13 protein-coding genes are annotated in these 18,603 nt (G+C 71.9%); 3 read left to right on the forward strand and 10 right to left on the reverse strand.

Annotated features, from left to right (window positions below; all coding sequences use genetic code 11):
* Positions 1 to 46: 46 nt before the first annotated feature.
* Together KBX26_RS12655 and KBX26_RS12660 are read right to left on the reverse strand one after the other, a co-directional pair.
* On the reverse strand, positions 47 to 1,303 hold the full coding sequence (locus KBX26_RS12655; RefSeq protein WP_030335866.1) for a hypothetical protein: 1,257 nt from the start codon (positions 1,301 to 1,303) through the stop codon (positions 47 to 49).
* Positions 1,304 to 1,477: 174 nt separating this feature from the next.
* Complete coding sequence (locus tag KBX26_RS12660; protein WP_030335864.1) at positions 1,478 to 2,164, reverse strand: hypothetical protein; 687 nt, start codon at positions 2,162 to 2,164, stop codon at positions 1,478 to 1,480.
* Positions 2,165 to 2,442: 278 nt separating this feature from the next.
* On the opposite strand from KBX26_RS12660, the gene KBX26_RS12665 reads away from it, so the two are divergent.
* Together KBX26_RS12665 and KBX26_RS12670 are read left to right on the forward strand one after the other, a co-directional pair.
* A complete protein-coding gene (locus KBX26_RS12665) occupies positions 2,443 to 4,500 on the forward strand; it encodes a type IIA DNA topoisomerase subunit B (protein ID WP_030335863.1) in 2,058 nt (685 codons plus the stop codon).
* 32 nt (positions 4,501 to 4,532) lie between these two features.
* On the forward strand, positions 4,533 to 7,016 hold the full coding sequence (locus KBX26_RS12670) for a DNA topoisomerase (ATP-hydrolyzing) subunit A (RefSeq protein WP_030335860.1): 2,484 nt from the start codon (positions 4,533 to 4,535) through the stop codon (positions 7,014 to 7,016).
* Between the two features lie 260 nt (positions 7,017 to 7,276).
* Here the strand turns inward: KBX26_RS12670 and KBX26_RS12675 are convergent, their stop codons facing one another.
* A complete protein-coding gene (locus KBX26_RS12675) occupies positions 7,277 to 10,090 on the reverse strand; it encodes a BTAD domain-containing putative transcriptional regulator (protein ID WP_030335858.1) in 2,814 nt (937 codons plus the stop codon).
* Positions 10,091 to 10,439: 349 nt separating this feature from the next.
* On the opposite strand from KBX26_RS12675, the gene KBX26_RS12680 reads away from it, so the two are divergent.
* Positions 10,440 to 10,778, forward strand: coding sequence for a peptidoglycan-binding protein (locus KBX26_RS12680; protein WP_245233726.1), 339 nt, complete (start codon positions 10,440 to 10,442; stop codon positions 10,776 to 10,778).
* A 146-nt stretch (positions 10,779 to 10,924) separates the two neighbouring features.
* On the opposite strand, the gene KBX26_RS12685 is transcribed toward KBX26_RS12680, so the two are convergent.
* From KBX26_RS12685 to pseB, 7 genes are read right to left on the reverse strand one after another with little or no spacing between them, the layout of a single operon-like run.
* Positions 10,925 to 11,560: an alpha-ketoglutarate-dependent dioxygenase AlkB gene (locus KBX26_RS12685; RefSeq protein ID WP_030335857.1), complete on the reverse strand. Its 636-nt coding sequence runs from the start codon at positions 11,558 to 11,560 to the stop codon at positions 10,925 to 10,927.
* A gap of 55 nt (positions 11,561 to 11,615) precedes the next feature.
* Positions 11,616 to 12,671 (reverse strand): PseG/SpsG family protein, encoded by a 1,056-nt coding sequence (locus KBX26_RS12690; protein ID WP_210865556.1) that lies wholly within the window; start codon positions 12,669 to 12,671, stop codon positions 11,616 to 11,618.
* Entirely contained in the window at positions 12,668 to 13,432 is a 765-nt protein-coding gene (locus tag KBX26_RS12695) for a glycosyltransferase family protein (protein ID WP_307857804.1), read from the reverse strand. The genes KBX26_RS12690 and KBX26_RS12695 overlap by 4 nt, the downstream gene beginning before the upstream one ends.
* A complete protein-coding gene (locus KBX26_RS12700; RefSeq protein ID WP_210865486.1) occupies positions 13,429 to 15,255 on the reverse strand; it encodes a class I SAM-dependent methyltransferase in 1,827 nt (608 codons plus the stop codon). The genes KBX26_RS12695 and KBX26_RS12700 overlap by 4 nt, the downstream gene beginning before the upstream one ends.
* Complete coding sequence (locus tag KBX26_RS12705; RefSeq protein WP_210859779.1) at positions 15,245 to 16,093, reverse strand: hypothetical protein; 849 nt, start codon at positions 16,091 to 16,093, stop codon at positions 15,245 to 15,247. Before KBX26_RS12705 ends, KBX26_RS12700 begins: the two co-directional genes overlap by 11 nt.
* Before the next feature lie 10 nt (positions 16,094 to 16,103).
* Entirely contained in the window at positions 16,104 to 17,261 is a 1,158-nt protein-coding gene (locus KBX26_RS12710) for a DegT/DnrJ/EryC1/StrS aminotransferase family protein (protein WP_030335853.1), read from the reverse strand.
* The gene (gene pseB / locus KBX26_RS12715) at positions 17,261 to 18,241 is read right to left on the reverse strand and encodes a UDP-N-acetylglucosamine 4,6-dehydratase (inverting) (protein ID WP_030335851.1); all 981 of its coding nucleotides are present in this window, start codon (positions 18,239 to 18,241) and stop codon (positions 17,261 to 17,263) included. Before pseB ends, KBX26_RS12710 begins: the two co-directional genes overlap by 1 nt.
* Positions 18,242 to 18,603: the final 362 nt, after the last annotated feature.

The following is an 18,603-nucleotide window of genomic DNA, read 5'->3' on the forward strand; positions in this document are numbered from 1 at the left end:
ATGGAGGGCCCCGCCACCTGGCGGAGCCCTCCGACCGACGCTGCGCTCAGGAGACCGAGATGGCCCCGTTGCTGGCGCGCACGCAGGCCACCGAGCGGGCGCTGGTGGAGGCCGCGCCGCTCAGGCACTGGCCGAGCACCTGGTGCCCGGTGGCGTTCGGGTGCCACGACTCCTGGCAGGTCTGGAAGTAGCTGACGCAGGTGTTCGCGATCCGCTGGATGGCGATCTTGTCCTTGCCGGCGAGGCTGGTGACGAAGGTGCCGGTCGCGCCGTCCTGAAGCCGGATCGGAGTGGCCAGCGCGCCGGTCGGGCTGCCGGTCTGCTCGCAGAGCCGGGCACCGTTGAAGGCCTGCTGCACGTTCAGGTACACCAGGTCGTCGGCCGGGAACTCGGCAGCGAGGGTGTCCCTGGTGGACTTCACGATGCTGCCCAGGCCCTGGGAGAAGCGGTGCCCCGGCGCCAGGCTGGCCCGGTGGATCGGGCACCCGCCCGCGTACCGCTCGGCGCCGAGGTCACGGAACTTGTCCCGGGTGTCGTCCCGGCCGTCCTCCTCGTGGAACGTCTGGTTCAGGTCCAGCGGCAGCGGGTTCGTGTAGTCCTGGAACACCACCCGGTGCTGACCGTCCGCGTCCACCTGGTCGAGGGTGGTGAGGATCTGGCGTACGGCCGCCGTGGTCTCCGCGGTCGCGGCGCTGAGCTGCGCGGCGGTGGCCAGGTCGGCGTCGCTGCACGGCTTCTGCTCCACCGGGCCGTTCAGGTACGCCCAGAACTCCCACCAGCCGGTCCAGGCGTCGGCGATGAACCGGTTGGCGCACTTCTCCGCGACGCTGCCGAAGGTGAACGAGCTGTTGTTGGAACCGAGTCCGATCAGCACCAGGTCGATGTCCTGGGTCTGCGCGACGGCGCGCAGCTGGCTCAGCTGCGAGGCCACGGTACGACCGTTGGCCCGCGCCTGGGAGGCGTTGGCGATGTCGTGCGGCTGGCCGCCGGAGCAGGCCAGGTTGAACCGGTTCTGGATGCCCGGCAGGTTGGCCTGGTGGAGCGAGGCGTTCGCCGAGCGGTGGCAGAAGAACGCGTTGTTGTTCGCCGCCGTCCAGCCGGGGAAGCCCTGGCTGGCGCCGTTGACGTCGACCACCGGGGTGTACGCCCCGGCGCCCTCGCCACTGATGAAGCTGTCTCCGAGCGCCACCGCGGCGGTGGGCAGCGCGGCGGACGCGGGTGCGGGCAGCGCGACGGCGGTCGACAACGCGGCCATGGCGATCGTGAGTCCCGCGGCGAGCGCGGTACGCCGGAACCTGGGCATGGGGCCCCCATCCATCGAAAGATGAAAGATTCTCTGAGGGCGCGATCAGATCACCCCTGCACGACGGACGTCAATGGCCCGTAACAGATTCGTTCGATGAAAGACACGCGCGCGTAGGCAGGACGCGGTACCGCGTCGAGGTCGGCGTGCGGTGGTGGGTGGTGGCGCGCGGCGCTACCGGGCGACCCGGCCGCCGCGGTTCAGCACCGCCGCGCCGGCGACGTTCAGACCGACACCCCAGATCAGGAGTACGCACAGCCACTGCACCCACCGCAGCGCCGTCATCTCTCCCGAGAGCAGGTTGCGCACGCTGCCGAACGGGGTGAGCCACGGCTGCGCGGCCTCCACCCCGCCCAGCAGCGCGAACAGCCCCAGCGGCAGGACGATGGTGGCCAGGAACGCCACCGCCGCCGAGCGCACCAACAGGCCCAGCCCGGTGCCCACCAGCCCGGCGACGAACTGCACCAGCACACTGCCCACCGCTACCGTCCAGGCGTTCCGCCACGGCTCGTCGGCGACCTCGGCCGTGGTGAGGGCGAGCGTCGCGGCGCAGATCAGCACGCCGATGACGCCGATGACGACCGCCGGCAGCCCCACCGCGAGCACGGTGGGCAGGATCGCCGGGCGCACCGGCGCCCGGCGCAGGTCGCTGACCAGCAGGATGCCGAAGAGCGGGGTCGCCACCGACATCAGGCTCTGGACGGTGCCCGAGAGTTCGGCGAAGGTCCGGTCGGCCGGAGCCACCGCCGCGACCAGCGCCACGGCGGCCAGCAGCCCCGCCACCAGGGTGCCCACCAGCAGCCACCGCCGGGCCCGGGTGCCAAGGGAGCGCCGTAGGGCGTCGCGAAACGTCTCGGTCACCGCAATCGCCTCCCGATCTCCTCGACCCGGACCGGCGCGCACCCCGCGCGCACATTGGCCGCGATCACGGCTGAGCGTACCGGCGGCGCTGTCTCTGCGTGGCCCCATGATCACCCGGCGGCTGTTCGTTGGCTCACGTCCCGAGGGACCCGCGCGGCGGGTCGCACAGGGCCTCCGACACTTGTCCTAGCCTCGGGCTAGGCTCGCTGCGGCGCGCCACGCCGGCTGATGTCGCCGGTGACCGGCAGCACACCGCCGAGACCGGGGAGTACGACCAGTTGACCGCAGAGCCTGACACCCTGTACGGGGCCGATGACCTCACCCACCTTGAGGGGCTGGACGCTGTCCGCAAGCGGCCCGGCATGTACATCGGTTCCACCGACAGCCGTGGCGTGGGTCACCTCGTCAACGAGATCCTCGACAACTCCACCGACGAGGGAGTCGCCGGCCACGCCAGCCACGTCGAGGTGATCCTGCACCCCGACGGCTCCGTGCAGGTCGACGACGACGGCCGGGGCATCCCCACCGACGTGCACGCCAAGTCCGGCATCTCCGGCGTCGAGCTGGTGCTGACCCGGCTGCACGCGGGCGGCAAGTTCGGCGGCTCCGGCTACAAGACCTCCGGCGGTCTGCACGGCGTCGGCGCGTCGGCGGTCAACGCGCTGTCCCGCCGCTTCGACGTGACCGTCCGCCGCGCCGGCAAGATCCACACGATGTCGTTCCGGCACGGCGTCCCGGGCATCTTCGACGGCGACGGGCCGGACGCCCCGTTCACCGCCGGCCCCGGCCTGCAGGTGACCGGCGCCATGAAGCGCGGCCAGCGCACCGGCACCTCGATCCGCTGGTGGCACGACGCCCGCTACTTCGAGACCGGTGCGGCGCTCGACGTCGACGCCGTCCGGATGAAGCTGCGCAACACCGCGTTCCTGGTCCCCGGCGTGACCTACCTGCTGCGCGACCTGACCGGTGAGGCGCCCGCCGAGGAGCGGTTCCACTACCCCAACGGGCTCAGCGACATGGTGGAGTTCCTCGCCCCGGCCGGCGACCGGCCGGTCTCCGGCATCCTGCTGGTCAACGGTGAGGGCACCTACCGGGAGAACGCCGCCGACGCCAACGGCGTCATGCAGTCCAACGTGCAGCGGCGGGCCGAGGTCGAGGTGGCGTTCCGGTGGGGCACCGGTTACGAGCGCACCGTCGAGTGTTTCACCAACACCATCCGTAACGCGCACGGCGGCACCCACCGCAAGGGCTTCGAGCGGGCCCTGGTCCGCGCGCTCGCCGACGCGATCCGCAACACCCGCGGTCTGCTCAAGGCCAAGGAGGAGCCACCCACCCTGGACGACGTCCTGGAGGGGATGACGGCCGTGGTGCACGTGCGGATCCCCGAGCCGCAGTTCACCTCCCAGACCAAGGACGAGCTCTCCACCACCGGCATCACCAAGGTGCTCCAGTCCCTGGTCGACGCGCACGTCAAGGCCTGGCTGGAGGACCGGCGCACCAAGGCCGAGGCGCGCACCGTCCTGCAGAAGATCGTCGACGCCGCCCGGGTGCGGCTCACCCAGAAACAGCAGAAGGACGCCGCCCGGCGCAAGACCGCCCTGGAGGGCGCGTCCATGCCGCCGAAGCTGGTCGACTGCCGGGCCACCGGCATCGACCGCAGCGAGTTGTTCATCGTCGAGGGTGACAGCGCCCTGGGAACGAGCCGGATGGCCCGCTCCTCGGAATACCAGGCGCTGCTGCCGATCCGCGGCAAGATCCTCAACGTGCAGAAGGCCAACCTCCAGCAGGTTCTGGACAATGCCGAGTGCGCGGCCATCGTGCAGGTGCTCGGCGCCGGCTCGGGGCGCACCTTCGACCTCTCGGCGCTGCGTTACGGCCGTGTGCTGATCATGGCCGACGCCGACGTGGACGGCGCCCACATCCGGACGCTGCTGATCACCCTGTTCGCCCGGTACATGCGGCCGCTGATCGAGGCCGGTCGGCTCTACGCCGCGATGCCGCCCCTGCACAAGATCACCACCAAGGGGCGCAACCCGCAGACCGTCTACACCTACACCCAGGCCGAGATGGAGACGACGGTCCGCAAGCTGGAGAAGGCCGGCAAGCAGATCGTCACCCCCATCCCACGGTTCAAGGGTCTCGGTGAGATGGACGCCGACGAGCTGTGGGACACCACGATGAACCCGGCCACCCGTGCCGTCCGCCGGATCACCCTGGACGACGTCGAGGCCGCCGAACGCATCCTCGAACTGCTGATGGGCGAGAAGGTCGAGCCGCGCCGCAACTGGCTGATCGACTCCGCCGACCGGGTCGACCGGGAAGCGATCGACGCGTGAGCATCCGTCTCGCTCTAGTGGAAAGCTGAGTCATGGCACGCCGTAAGGAAAACAAGGTCGACCTCTCCTCGTTCGACCAGGCCGGCGCGCGGGTCTTCGACAATCCGCTGGTCACCGAGGTTTCCGACTCCTACCTGGAGTACGCGTTCTCGGTCATCCACTCCCGCGCCCTGCCCGACGCCCGCGACGGCCTCAAGCCCGTGCACCGGCGCATCCTCTGGTCGATGTACGAGCAGGGTTACCGCCCCGACCGTGGGCACGTGAAGTCCGCCCGAATTGTCGGGGATGCGATGGGTAAGTACCATCCGCACGGCGACACGGCGATCTACGACGCCATGGTGCGCCTCGCCCAGGACTTCTCGCTCAACGTGCCGCTCATCGACGGGCACGGCAACTTCGGCAGCCCTGACGACGGCCCGGCAGCATCGCGGTACACCGAAGCGCGGATGTCCCGCGAGGCCATGCTGCTCGTCGGTGAGCTGGGCGAGGACACCGTCGACGTCGAGCCCAACTACGACGGGTCGCTGACCCAGCCGACGGTGCTGCCGGCGGCCTTTCCCAACCTGCTGGTCAACGGCGCGTCCGGGATCGCGGTCGGGATGGCCACCAACATGATCCCGCACAACCTGGCGGAGGTCGTCTCCGCCGCCCGCTGGCTGATCAACCACCCGGACGCCACTCTGGACAAACTCATGGAGTTCGTCCCTGGCCCCGACCTGCCCACCGGCGGGGTGCTGCTGGGCCTGGACGAGGTGCGCCGGGCGTACGAGACCGGGCGCGGCGTGGTGCGGATGCGCGGCAAGGTGGAGATCGGCCCGATCGAGGGCAGCCGGGGCCGCCAGGCGATCACCGTGGTCGAGCTGCCCTACGGCGTCGGCGCGGAGAAGGTCATCGCCGCGATCACCAACGAGGTCACCAAGACCAAGCGGCTGACCGGCATCGCCGACGTCAAGGACCTCACCGACCGGGAGAGCGGCACCCGGCTCGTCGTCGAGTGCAAGGTCGGCGTCAACCCGCAGGCGCTGCTCGCCGACCTCTACCGGCTGACCCCGCTGGAGCAGTCGTTCGGCGTCAACAACCTGGTCCTGGTCGACGGGCAGCCGCGCACGCTGGGTCTCAAGGCGCTGCTGGAGGTCTTCCTGTCGCACCGCTACGAGGTGGTCACCCGACGCACCTCGTACCGCCGCCGCAAGCGTCAGGAGCGGCTGCACCTGGTCGACGGTCTGCTGATCGCGCTGCTGGACATCGACGAGGTGGTCCGGCTGATCCGGGGCAGCGACGACGCGCAGGCCGCGAAGGACGGGCTGATGAGCCGGTTCGGCCTCTCCGACATCCAGGCCACGTACATTCTGGACACCCCGCTGCGTCGGCTGACCAAGTTCGACCGGATCGAGCTGGAGGCCGAGCAGGAACGGCTGCGCGGCGAGATCGCCGAGCTGAGCAAGATCCTCGACGACGAGCGGGTGCTCCGCAAGGTGGTCTCCGACGAGTTGGCGTCAGTGGTCAAGCAGTTCGGCACCGACCGTCGGACGACGCTCGTCGACGGTGACCTGAAGGAGGTGCTGGCCGCGTCCGCGCCGGCCGGCCCGCTGGAGGTCGCCGACGATCCGTGCCAGGTGATCCTCTCGGCGACCGGGCTGGTCGCCCGGACCGCTGCCGAGTCGGAGGAGAGCGCCGAGGGGCGTCGCCGCAACGGCCGGGTCAAGCACGACACGGTACGCGCCATCGTGCATTCCACCGCCCGGGGCCGGGTGCTGCTGTTGACCAGCGCCGGTCGGGCGTTCAAGGTCGACGTCCTGCCGCTGCCGGTGCTGCCCGAGCAGGCGGGCACGGTGTCACTGCGGGGTGGTATGTCGGCGGCCGAGCTGGTGCCGTTGGCGGCGGGGGAGACCGTCGTCGGCCTGGCGCCGCTCGGCGGGCAGGCGGATGGCTCCCCGGGGCTGGCGTTGGGCACCCGGCAGGGCGCGGTGAAGATCTGCGCGCCGGAGTGGCCGGTGCGCTCCGACGAGTTCGAGGTGATCGGTCTGCGCGACGGTGACGAGGTGGTCGGTGCGACCTGGCTGACCGACGGCGCCGAGACGTTGACGTTCGTCACCTCGGAGGCGTCGCTGCTGCGCTTCCCCGCCGGGTTGGTCCGCCCGCAGGGCCTCAAGGGCGGTGGTATGGCTGGCATCAACCTGCCGGCCGGCGCGCGGGTGGTGTTCTTCGGCGCGGTGCGCACCGACGACCCGGGGCATGGCGATCCGATGGTGGTGACCTCCACCGGCGCGACGGTGAAGGTGACGCCGTTCAAGGCGTACCCGGCGAAGGGTCGGGCGACCGGCGGCGTGCGCGCGCACCGCTTCCTCAAGGGTGAGACGGACGTGGCCGTTGCCTGGGTGGGCCCGCGACCGGTCGGCGCGACCGGCACCGGCGACCCGGTGGAGCTGCCCGCGGCGGATCCTCGGCGCGACGGCAGCGGCTTCGCGGTGATGCTCGGCCCGACGGTGGTGGGTCACCTGATCGAGCGCGACTGACCCACCCACCTGAGGCGTCGCCCGAGCGTGCCAGGTCCGCCGAAGATCGTGCTCGATCCTGGAAGTAGTGGCATCACCGACGCGGTGATGCCACTCGATCCTGGATCGAGCACGATCATGGGGAGCGCGGTCTCCGGAAGAGCGCTATGGTGGGGCCCTCTGTTGTCGGCGGCGGTGGAGATCCCGATGGTCGGCCACGGCCACAGCCTCAACGTCGCGGTAGCCGGCTCCCTGGTCCTCTGCAAGTTAGCCGGCCTCCTCTAGCACAAGGCGAGACGTTCGAGGCGGCGGCGGACCTCCTCGGCTGCGGGGTCGCGCACGTCCTCGTAGATCCGCGCGGCCAGGCGCCAAGCGGCAGCGGCGGCGTTCCGGTCGCCCATCCCTTCCCGGGTGTCCCCGAGCCGGATGAGGGTTTCCGCCTCGTGGTACCGGTCCGCGGAGGCGCGAAAGAGGTGGATCGCCTGCTCGTAGCAGTCGACCGCGCGGTCGCGTTCACCGAGGCGGTCGTAGGCGAACCCGAGGCTGTCCAGCGTCGCGGCCTGACCGTTGCGGTCGTCGGTCCGGCGTTGCTGGTCGAGGGCCTCGCTGCAGCTGGCGATGGCCTGGACGTAATCGCCGGTGGTGGCGAGCAGCCAACCGATCGCGTTCAGGGTCCGGGCTTCGCCCGCGTGGTTGCCGACGAGCCGGTAGAGCCGCAGCGCCTCGCGACCGTGTGTGAGCGCCTCGTCGAGCCGGCCGTCCAGGTAGCAGAGTTCGCAGTAGTTGTGCAGCGTCTGGGCCTGGCCGATCGGGTCGCCGAGCCGTTCGTGCAGCTCAAGCGCGCGCTTGAGCCGGTGCTCGGCCGTGGTGCGGTCGCCCAGTCGGATCAGTGCGCGGGAGAGCAGCCGGTTGGCGACGGCCTGTCCGGCGAGGTCGTCGATCTTCTCCGCGGCCGTCAGCGCGACACTCTGGATGGCGAGTTGGTCCTGCCAGAGGCCGCGCGGCGCCGAGAAGGTGGTCAGCGCCCACGCGATCTGCCAGGCGTACGCTTCGAAGCCGTTCTGGGCGGCCTGTCGGACCACCCGGACCAGCACCCGATGCTCCGCCGTGAACCAGGCGAGTGCGCCGTCGTGATCGGTCACCGGCCGCCTGGCGGGTACGGGAAGCGGGGCCACCGGCTCGATTGGGGGCCACTGCGGCTGCAACAGCAGGGCGGCCGGGTAGGCGGCGTGCAGGTAGTGGTCGTACAGGCGCTGTCGGGCTGCGACGTGTTCGTCGCCGCGTTCCGACGACTGCGCGAGTTCGGCAGCGTAGGCGCGCAGGAGGTCGTGGAAGGCGAACCGGCCGGGCGTGTGTTCCGTCAGCAGGTGGAGCCGGGTCAGTTCCCGCAGGATCGGTGTGACGGCGGTGGCCGGCACGCCGGCGAGCGCCGAGGCCGCGGCGGCGGTCAGGTCGGGGCCCGGATGCAGCCCCAGCAGGGTGAACAGCCGGGCCGCGTCCGCACCGAGGGCCAGGAACGACCACGAGAAGACGCGCCGGACGTCGCCGTCGGCCAGCGCGTCCAGCCGTGCCTCGGCCGAGTGCAGTTCGGCGGCGATCGCGCTGAGCGGAAACGTGGGATGGGTCGCGGCACGCGCCGCGACGATCGACAGTGCCAGCGGAAGCCGGCCTGCGGCCTCGATGATGTCGGCCACGGCCCCCGACGCGGAGGCTAGCCGGTTGTCCCCGAGACGTCTGGCCAGCAGGCTCATCGACTCCTCCGCCGTGAGCACGTCCAGTGTCAACGGCGTGGCGCACTCGCTGGCGACCAGGCCGCCGAGTCGGTCACGGCTGGTTACCACGACCATGCAGCGGCCCGCGCCGGGCAGCAGGGCGCGCACCTGGGCGGAGTCGCGAGCGTTGTCGAGCACCAGGAGCATCCGACGGGAGGCCAGCAGGCTGCGGTAGAGACCAGTCCGCGCCTCCGTGTCGGAGGGTATCCGCGCGTGGGGCACGCCGAGCGCTTCGAGGAAGCCGGACAGGGCGTCGGCCGGGGACACCAGGCCGACTTCGTCGTAGCCGCGAAGGTTCACATAGAGCTGGCCGTCCGGGAAACGGTCGGCCACCCGGTGCGCCCAGTGCAACGCCAGGGTGGTCTTGCCGACTCCGGCCATGCCGGACACCACAGAGATGGTCACGCTCGTGGGCAACTCGGCCCCGCCGCTCAGCAGCCTGTCGAGGCTCGCCAACTCGACGCTGCGTCCGACGAACTCCGGCACCGCACGTGGCAGTTGCTCGGGACGTTGATGGAGCGGCCCCACCGCCGTGCCCGACGCCGGCCGGTCCGGCCCCGTCGGTGGTTGCGCCGTCAGTCCCGGGCGGTGATGCAGGATGTCGTCGTACAGTGCGACGAGCTCGGGTGCGGGATCGAGGCCGGTCTCCTCGGCCAGTTTCTGTCGGGCCTGCCGGTAGGCGTCCAGCGCGCCGGCCACGTCTCCGATGCGGTACAGGCCCACCATCAGTTGGCCCCACGCCCGCTGTCGCAGCGGGTGCCTGTCGAGCAGGCCGCGTAACCGGTGCACGACGTCGGCCGACGCGCCGAGGGCCAGCATCGCCTCGGCGTGGTCCTCCTCGACGAGCAGCCGACGCTCCTCCAGTTGCGCCACCCGCCGCGCCAGCCGTGGGCGCAGTGGCAGGTCGGACAGTGGTGCACCACGCCACAGGCGTAGCGCGTCGGAGAGTTCGGCCTCGGCCCGGTCCAGGTCGGCAGCGGCGAGCGCCTCACGACCCCGCGCCGCGGCGGCGTCGAACAGGTCCAGGTCCCGTTCGCCGGGGCCCACCCGCAGCAGGTAGCCGCCGGCCGCGGCGGTTATCCCATCCCAGGTCGCCCCACCGCCCAGTGACCGCCGTAGTCCGCGTACGTAGGTGCGCAGGTTCGCGGCGGCCGACGGCGGCTCGTCGTCGCCCCACAGCATCGCTGTCAACTCGTCGGTGCCGACGACCTCATTCGGGCGCAGCAACAGGGTCGCCAGCAGGAGACGCTGCTTCACCGAGCCCAGTGGAACCGACCGGCCGTCGTGGTACACCCGGAACGGGCCGAGGAGTTCGAAACGCAACCAGGCACCTCACCTGTGGGCACTGCCATGTGCTGCCACGTTTACAACACCCGGACAACGCGGGCGAGCGGATGTCTGTACGCCAGTTGTGCGGCGGTTGTACGGGGCCCACCGTACCGTTCTACCGTCCGCACCGCCCCATCCACGAGCGTCCACCCCTTGCCCCCGGTCGACTCGTCTCGTCGTGCCCGGGGTGGGACCGCGTGGCCGGCCGCCTGAGGGCCGATGTGGCCGGTTTGACCCCTCGTCATCATCCCGACGACCTGAACATCAGATTGGATCACACTCAATGAAATCCAGGATTGCCGCGCTACTGACGGCCGTCGCACTGGCATTCACAGCAATGGTCGTGACAGCAGGTCCGGCCTCCGCCGCCACGGCCCCGTGCCGCCAGTACAGCTACGGCTACGGCGGAACCGGCAACTGCGTCAAGGCCATTCAGGGCATCGCGAACGTCCTCTCGATCACCAACGCGGCGCGGTCCGAGGCGGGTCCGGTCGCCCGGGACGGTCGCTTCGGCTCCCAGACGCAGGCCGCGATCATCAAGATCCAGCGTGCGGCGGGCATCGCCGTCGACGGATACGTCGGCCCGCAGACGTGGCGGGCGCTCTGCTACTACGGGGCGTTCTGGGGACACGACATGCAGGCCAAGGCCGACTACCGCTGGGCGAAGTCGTACGCCTGCTGATCCGCCCATCAGCCGGCTGCGACGCACCTGCCGACCAGCGACTCGCAAGGTAGGTCCGGACGCGGGGGGTGTCCGGACCTACCTTGCGGTTCCCCCGGCCTCATCGCCGTCGCGGCGGTGGGGCGGCTGCCGCCCGAGGGCCAAGGTCAGGCGACGTTGTGGGGGCGGAACTGAACGCTCACGCGAGGGCCCACCGGGCGGGTGGTCTTGGGGATGGCGTGCTCCCAGGTGCGTTGACACGAGCCGCCCATGACGATCAGGTCGCCGTGGCCCACCGGGAAGCGGAGGCTCTCACCGCCGCCGCGTGGGCGGAGCAGCAGCGGTCGGGGCGCTCCGAAGGAGACGATCGCGACGATGGTGTCGCTGTGCGCGGAACGGCCGATGGTGTCGCCGTGCCAGGCCACGCTGTCGCGCCCGGAGCGGTAGAGGCACATGCCGGCGGTGACGAAGGGCTCGCCCAACTCTGGCGCGTAGTGGCTGGTCAGCGCGGCCCGCGCGGCGGTGAGCACGGGGTGGGGGAGTTGCCGTGCGCCGTCGTACCAGCAGAGCAGCCGGGGCACGTCGACCTCGGCGTCATACATGGTGCGCCGCTCGGCCCGCCAGGGCACCTCGGTGAGCAGGGTGTCGAGGACCGAGTCGGAGCCGCGCACCCAGCCGGGGAGGTGGTCGACCCAGGCGCCCCGGCTGAGCTGGTGTCGGCGGATCTGGCCGGGCAGTGGTCCCAGTGTGGGCCCGGCGTCGGCCAGGTCGAGCATCGACGGCTGGTAGGCGGCCTGCGTCATGCAGCCACCCTAGCAGCAGTTTCGTACACCCGTGCGAATGGTGGCGGTGGAGCGGTCAGCGCGGCACGGCGACACGCACCGCGTCGAACACCGCGTCCACGACCCGGGCCCGGCCCTGCCCGTCGACCGTGGACCAGGCGCGCGCGGTGAGCGTCGCCCGCCGCTGCGGCGAGCTGAGCAGCCCATGCAGGGTCCGCGCCGCCGCGGCGCGGGCGGCGCGTCCGGCGACACCGCCGGCGGTCAGCTCCGGCAGTTCGCCGAGGCCGGCGGCCAGGCCGTGCCGCACCACCCGGGTGTACGACTCACGTTGGTTGTCGACCACGCAGACCAGGGCGCTGGGGGCGCCCAGGCAGCAGAGTTCCCAGGTGGACGTGCCGGCGGCGCTGACCACCAGGTCGGCACCGGTGATCAGGGCCGGCAGCGAGGTGGTGGGCGGGACCGGTCGGATGATCTGCCCCCGCCCGGGGGTGACGTCCTCGATCTCCGCTTCGATCTCGGGTCGCCCGACGATGACCGTGAGGTCCATCGGATGCCCGGCGGCCACCAGCACCCGGGTCAGCACCGGGGCGGCGCCCACCGCGTCGGTGCCGCCGAAGAAGGCCAGCACCCGGGGGCGACTGACCGCCGTGGCGGGCGGGGCGACCGGCGGCCGGGCGTTGATCACGCTGTCGCGCAGCAGGGCGTACCCGCTGCCGGCGAGCAGCCGGCCCGGCAGCCCCGGCAGCTCCGCGCCGAAGTTCTGGTCGAGGTAGAGATCGGCGACCTGGCCCCGGCTGTCGCCGTCGATGATGGCGACCGTGTACACACCGGCGGCGCGCAGCGCGCCCGCGCCGGCCGGGTCCAGGTCGTAGGAGTCGAGGACCAGCACGTCCAGTTCGTGTCGGCGGGCCGCCTCGACCAGATCGGCCGCCGAGTCCGGGCCGGGGAGCAGCGGGATGCCCCGCGCGGCCAGCTCCGCGGTGGCCCAGTCGAGCCGTTCGACGGTGCCGAACACCGTGACGTCGGCGCCCCGGGCGAGGAACTCCTCGGCGAGCGCCAGGCAGCGGACGAGATGGCCGACACCGCGCCGGGGGCCGGCGTCGCAGCGCAACCCGACCCGCACGGTGCTCAGGACTCCTCCAGTTGCTTCTGTCGGACGTCGGCGTTGAGCGCGCGCAGCCGGGGCTGACCGTCGAGCCAGTCGGTGAGCTTGGCCAGCGGCACGCTGACGTCCCCGAAGTGGTCGATGATCGCGCTGACCAGCGCCCAGTCCTGCTCGGTGTCGAGGGTCAGCCGCAGTGCGGAGCGGTCCGGGGTGAGCGTCACCCCGAGCACCCGGAACAGCTCCGGGTGGGTGTACGCGTACGAGGTGACGTGCACCCGGTGGTGGTCGGTGGCGAGCCGGCCCAGGGTGCGGAGCGTCTCCGCTCGGATGATCTCGACGTCCAGCCCACGGGGCAGGGTCCGGGCGATCGACGTGCTCGCGTAGTCCAGCCCGGGGACCGCCCGGTACACCGACGCGACCAGGTTGATGATCTCCGGGTCGAGCAGCGGGCAGTCGGCGGTGAACCGCATGACGGCGTCCCCCGGGTGCGCCGCGAGGGCGCCCACGAACCGGTCCAGCACGTCGTCGACCGGCCCGCGGTGGCACGGCACGTCCAGCCGCGCGCACTCGTCGGCCACCGCGTCGTCGACAGTGTCGGTGCTGGTGGCGACCACCAGGTCGGCGAGGACACCGCTGTCCTGGGCGGCGCGGACCACCCGGCCCAGTACGGACCGTCCGGCGAGCGGGCGGAGCACCTTGCCGGGCAGCCGGGACGAACCCATGCGCGCCTGGACGATGCCGACGATCCGTGGCCGCGTGCCGGTGCCGGGCGGCGGTAGGCCGGTCACTGCTGCTCCTCCTGCTTGGGGGCGAGCACCGCGGTGGCCCGGCGTTTGGCGGCGCGGGCGCCCCGCTTGGCCAGCCGGGCCGGGGTGATGGCGAGCCGACCCACCCGGTAGCTGATCGACCCGCTGAGCAGGCTGATCGTGGTCTCGGCCCGGCGCAGCGCCCGTTCCCGTGAGGTGAGCAGTTCCTCGGTCCACGCGGTCAACGCGGCCAACCGGGTGAGTTCCTCGCGCTGGCGCAGCCACGCCTCACGCAGCTGCTGGTAGCTGTGCCCGCCGATGGGTGGGTCGGTCGGGGCGACGGCGTGCAGCTCGGTGGCGAGGTCGGCAGTGCCTGCGGCGTCCAGCCCGTGCAGGGCCGCGGCGATGGCCGCCTCGGCCTCGACCGCCTCGCTGACTGTCGCCCGGTCGAGGTCGTGGCCGGCGAGGCCGCCGAGCACAACGGTCAGGCCCGCCACGTCGAGGGTGGACGGCCACGGATGGGCGTACCCGCCGGTGAGCAGGCCCGTGGCGAAGCGCCACAGCGCGCGGGCGAGCACCACGTCGGCGGGGAGCGCGGCGGTGACCCGCCAGCTGGGGTCGAGCACCGCGTACCGCTCGCCGTCGAACACGACGTTGTCGGTGCCGGCCAGCGCCGCCGCGCCGGCGATCCGGCCGTCGGCGTCGGCCTGGTCGGTGAGCCAGCCCGCGTACCCCCGCAGCAACGCGCGCACCGTGCCCAGGTCGCGGCGCACTGCCGCGTCGAGCAGCACGGTACGCAGCAGCCGGCCGGACGGCACCGGCCCGGACAGCGCGTCCGCGTCCCGGTAGGCGGCCTTCCCGCCGGCGAACGGTGCGCCGGCCGGGGTCCTCGGGTCGCTGGTGGGGATGAGTCCCCAGCGCCAACCGGAGGGGCCGTGCAGCACCTCGAGCACGCCGATCCCGGGACGGCCGGTCTGCACGAGCGCCACCGGCAGGTCCCGGTCGGCGGTCGGTGTGCTCGGGTCCTCCGGGTCGGCGGGGCGGTGGGCGAGGGTCAGCCAACCCGGCGCGAGGTCGGCGGCGCGCCCTGCGTGCAACGCGTCCACCGCCAGCCGGGCCGGGTCCTGGAGCACCGTGGCGCTGGTGAAACCCCCGGCGCAGGCACCGTGCAGCACCGCGTCGAACAGACCGGAGCCGGCGTCCCGGTCGAGGTGGTCGGCGTCCAGCAGGGCCGTCGGGGTGCTGACATCGGGGTACGCGGCCCAGCACGTGGCCGGCATCAGCCCCGCCACGCTGAGCCGCTCGCGCAGCTGGTCCCGGTTGGCCGGGCGGGCGCGGTCCAGCACGCCGCCGATCGCCCAGGCGGCATCGTCGCGGCGGGCGTACCAGGGGGTGGTGTCGACCAACCGGTGCAGGCCCAGTGGGTTGTCCAGGCGCAGCAGCAACGCGCCACCGGGTCGCAGCACGGTGACCAGTCGGGCCAGCACGCCGTCCCAGCCGAGCTGGGTGCCCTCCACCGACTCCACCGGGTCCAGTCCGGCGGCCGCGATCACCACGTCGTACGTCTCGTCCTCGGGCAGCCCGGCCGGGCCGCCCACCACCAGGCGGGCCGCCCGGTGCGCCAGCGCCACCGCGTCCGGGTGGCTGCGCAGCAGGCAGGTCACCTCGGCGTGGGCGAGCTGGTCGAGCAGCGCCGGGTCGTGTGGACCGGCCACCAGGACCCGGGCGCCGGGCGGCACCAGCCGGGCGGCCAGCGCGGCGAGCGGCCCGCCGTCGGCCAGCCGTTCCTGCGGCAGGTCGGACCAGGCCAGCATCTCGCCGCCCGGCAGGGTGATCCGGCCGGCGGGTGCCGTCTCAGTCGTCACGGTCTTCCTCTTCCTCCTGGAGGTTCGCCCAGCCGAGCAGCTCGCGCAGTTCGGCCGGCGTGCAGCGGTGGTCGGTGCCCAGCTCGGCGCGGGCGATCTCGACCGCGGTGGGCAGGTCGACAGTGCTGCCGTGCAGCTGCGGCCACTGCCGCCGGATCCGGGCGGTGCCGCCGAAGGTGGGGTCCTCGTTGGACAGGATCATCGGGTCGCCGTAGACGGCTGGTTCACATCCCGCCGCGATGCCGTAGAAGATCGCGCTGGTCAGCCGGTTGGAGGCGACCCGGCGGTGCCGGCGCAGCTCGGTGAGCTGTCGGTCGAGGAAGTCCGGGTCGGTGTCCTTCCACCAGTGCCCCCGGTAGCCGTGGCAGATCACGCGGAATCCGGCGCGTTCGTAGAGCCGGCGCACGTTGCGCATGCGGTACTCGTGCCAGTAGAGGCAGACCGTCACCGGGCCGGGTTCGGTGTCCCGGATCAGGGCGATCAGTTTGCGGTGGTCGCCCTTGACGTGCTGCCCCTCCCAGCCGTGGAACGGGTACCAGATGGTGCCTTCGCGCTCTTCGGCCGGTGGGTCCTCGGGTCGCAGGGCCAGCAGGTAGACGAACGGCGCGCCGATGACGACCACGTTGCGTCGCCCCACCGACCAGGCGCGGCGACGGGTCTGCTCCGACCAGAGCAGGCTGGGGGTGCGCTCGGCGTACGGGTGCCCGGGGGCCAGACCGTCACCGATGTTCCAGCCGTGCTGCACGTACCCGTTGATCCGGGGTGGGTGCCGGTCGCCGAGGCCGGCGTAGCGGGCCAGCACGTGCGCGTGGCCGTAGAAGTGGTTGGCGTGGTGCATCAGGTTCCCATCAGGCGGCGGTACGCACCGAGCCGACCCGCACCGCGGCGGTCAGCGCGTCGATGACGCGGTCCTGGTCGGCGTCGCTGAGCCCCGGGTAGAGCGGCAGCGACAGCTGTTGGGAGTAGAACGACTCGGCCACCGGGCAGGAGCCACGTCGGTAACCCAGGTCGGCGAAGGCCGGGTGCCAGTGCACCGGGATGTAGTTGACCTGGACCCCGATGCCGGCGGCCCGCATCCGGTCGTACACCTCGCGGCGGCGACCGTCGAGCACCCGGATCGGGTAGAGGTGCCAGGCCGGGTCGGCCCACGGTTTGCGGGTGGGCAGCAGGACGCCGTCCAGGTCGGCCAGTGCCTCGTCGTAGCGGGCGACCAGAGCGCTGCGCCGGGCGGTGAACTCGCCGAGGCGACGCAGTTGACTGCGTCCCAGGGCGCAGAGCACGTCGGGCAGCCGGTAGTTCAGCCCGAACTCGTGGACCTCCTGGTGCCAGCCGCCCTCATCCGGGAACCGCAGGTCGTCGCGTTCGCGGACCACGCCGACGCCACGGAACCGGCGGGCCCGCTTCAGGACCTGCGGGTCCAGTGCGGCGACGGCACCACCCTCGGCGGTGGTCAGGTTCTTGGTGGGGAAGAACGAGAACGTGGTCAGGTCGGCGAGCGAACCCACCGGCCGGCCGCGGTACGTGCCGCCGATCGAGTGCGCCGCGTCGGCGAGGAGCAGCGCGTCACTGCCCTTGACCGACGTGCGCAACGCGTCGTAGTCGGCGGGGTGGCCGGCGTAGTCGACCGCCGCGACGACAGTGGTGCGGGAGGTGACAGCGGCGGCGGCCGCCGCCGGGTCGAGGCAGAACGTCTCGTCCTCGACGTCCGCGAAGACGATCTTCGCGCCGAGGGCGGCGGCGCTGCTGGCCGTCGCCACGAACGTCATCGGCGGGACGACCACCTCGTCGCCCGGTCCCACCCCGGCTGCCGCGTACGCCACGTGCAATGCCGCGGTGCCGTTGGAGACGGCGGCGACGCCGACCCCGCCGGTCCACCGGGCCAGGTCGGCCTCGAAGGCGTCGACCTGCGGGCCGGTGGTGAGCCAGTCGCCGCGCAGCACGTCGGCGACCGCCGCGATGTCGTCCTCGTTGATCGACTGCCGGCCGTACGGGAGCATCCCCGTCATCAGTTGATGCCGAGCATGTCGCGCAACTGCTCGACGGTGAGCCACTCGTCGTTGGTGTCCGACTGGTAGGCGAAGCCGTCCGGCACCGGGTCGCAGTCGACCGGTGCCTGGTAACCCCAGGTGGCGATGGTCGGCTGGACGATGAACCGCCCCTCGGCGCGCAGCGTCCGCCGGCTGTCGTCGGGCGCGATCATCTCCTCGTGCAGCTTCTCGCCCGGCCGGATTCCGATCTCGTGCGTGGTGGCGTCCGGGGCCACGGCCTCGACCAGGTCGAGGATGCGCATGCTCGGGATCCGGGGCACGAACAGCTCGCCACCCTGCATCTGGTCGAACGAGTCCATGACGAACTGCACGGCCTGGTCGAGGGTGATCCAGAAGCGGGTCATCCGCTTGTCGGTGATCGGCAGGCTCTTGCCCTCGGCGGCCAGCCGACGGAACAGCGGGACGACCGAGCCGCGGCTGCCCACCACGTTGCCGTAGCGCACCACCGCGAACCGGGTGGGGTGCTGGGCGGCGTAGTGGTTGGCCGAGACGAAGAGCTTGTCGCCGACCAGCTTCGTCGCGCCGTACAGGTTGATCGGGCTGGACGCCTTGTCGGTGGAGAGCGCGATGACCTTCTTGACACCGGCCTCGATCGCCGCGTCGACGACGTGCTGCGAGCCGGTGATGTTGGTCGCGATGTACTCCGAGGGGTTGTACTCGGCGGTGTCCACCTGCTTGAGCGCGGCGGCGTGCACCACGTGGTCCACACCGTGCATGGCCCGGGTGAGGCGGTGCCGGTCCCGGATGTCGCCGATGAACCAGCGCAGCCGCGGGTCGTCGCCGAGTTGCTGGCGCAGCTCGTACTGCTTGAGCTCGTCGCGGGAGAACACCACCACGCGGGCGGGGTCGGCCTCGTTGAGGATGTGCCGGAGGAACGTCCTGCCGAAGGAACCAGTTCCCCCGGTGATCAGAATGGACGATCCATTCAACTCACTCAATGTGGTGCTCCCGTGTTCGTGGATGAACGAGCGGCCCTGGGCCAGCCGACCGGGGTGACACGCTAGCCATGGCGGGTTAACTCCCCGGCGCTCGCGGGTGAACCGCAACCTCTGCTCCTGTGAATGCCGGACACCGCGCAGGCGAACACTTCCGGCCGCCCCGGATGTGGGCTGACCTGGCCGGATCCGACCGCTACAGTGGCCGCGCGAACGACCGGCGGCAGTGCGCGCGACCCGGTCCCGCGTTCACCCGACATCCACACCAGCTCGGTGCGAGCGGGCCAGCCAGTGCGGCACCGACGCCAGCCGACGAGCCTGACGGGCCGGCGCGGGGCCTGGTCCGGCCGGCAATTCTGGAGGCG

This window comes from Micromonospora sp. C97, from assembly GCF_018070385.1.
Classification (GTDB): Bacteria; Actinomycetota; Actinomycetes; order Mycobacteriales; family Micromonosporaceae; genus Micromonospora; species Micromonospora parva.

Excerpts from the sequence above, each read along its gene's own strand:
- KBX26_RS12655 (WP_030335866.1), bottom strand. The coding sequence starts at position 1,303 with ATGCCCAGGTTCCGGCGTACCGCGCTCGCCGCGGGACTCACGATCGCC.
- KBX26_RS12710 (WP_030335853.1), bottom strand. The coding sequence starts at position 17,261 with ATGACGGGGATGCTCCCGTACGGCCGGCAGTCGATCAACGAGGACGAC.
- KBX26_RS12670 (WP_030335860.1), top strand. The coding sequence starts at position 4,533 with ATGGCACGCCGTAAGGAAAACAAGGTCGACCTCTCCTCGTTCGACCAG.
- KBX26_RS12685 (WP_030335857.1), bottom strand. The coding sequence starts at position 11,560 with ATGACGCAGGCCGCCTACCAGCCGTCGATGCTCGACCTGGCCGACGCC.
- KBX26_RS12705 (WP_210859779.1), bottom strand. The coding sequence starts at position 16,093 with ATGCACCACGCCAACCACTTCTACGGCCACGCGCACGTGCTGGCCCGC.